At 65.8% G+C, this 696-nt stretch carries 1 protein-coding gene; it reads left to right on the forward strand.

Annotated features, from left to right (window positions below):
• Nucleotides 1-34: 34 nt before the first annotated feature.
• Nucleotides 35-592, forward strand: a complete 558-nt coding sequence (locus HGK34_RS22295; protein WP_201851648.1) for a DEAD/DEAH box helicase family protein — start codon at nucleotides 35-37, stop codon at nucleotides 590-592.
• Nucleotides 593-696: the final 104 nt, after the last annotated feature.

Here is a 696-nt window from a genome sequence, read left to right on the forward strand (position 1 = left end):
AGATGTGTATAAGAGACAGCTGTAGGTTTGGTTGGTGATCTTGTGGATCAATGGACCGTTCGGTGGCGGGAAGTCGACGACCGCGCCTCTGCTTCGGGATCTCCTGCCAGGCTCGGTGGTGTTCGATCCCGAGAAGGTCGGCGGGGCGATCGCTCCCACACTCGGCGACGTCTTCCCCGTCCGGGACTTTCAGGACTATCCGCCGTGGCGCGAGCTCGTCGTCGCCTCGCTGGCGTCGCTTCACCGCTTCGCCGAGCGGACGATCATCGCGCCGCAGACCGTCGTCGTCGAACGGTACTGGGACGAGATCTCCGCCGGTCTGGACGCCGCCGGTATCTCCGTTCATGCGTTCACGCTGGACTGCACTCCCGAGGAGCACGAGCGGCGCATCGTGACGGATGCCAAGATGCCGAACAGCCTCTGGCGCCGCGAGCGTGCTGCGGAATTCCGGAGGGCGCACGCGTGGCTGTCCCGTCGCACGGAAGTCATCGACACCACCGTGCTCACCCCGGCGGAAGTGGCGAACAGCATCGCGACCACGCTGGCCGAATCCGGGACAGCGGCACCGCCGTGCAGCTCAGCAGGCTTCTGACGACCGTAACGGGGCGAGTTGTGGTCGCTGCGAGCCTCCTGGTGCTGGGTGCTGGGTGCTGGGTGCTGGGCGGAGGGGCGGGCAGCTGTCTCTTATACACATCT

Source organism: Myceligenerans indicum (genome assembly GCF_016742955.1).
Taxonomy (GTDB): Bacteria; Actinomycetota; Actinomycetes; order Actinomycetales; family Cellulomonadaceae; genus Myceligenerans; species Myceligenerans indicum.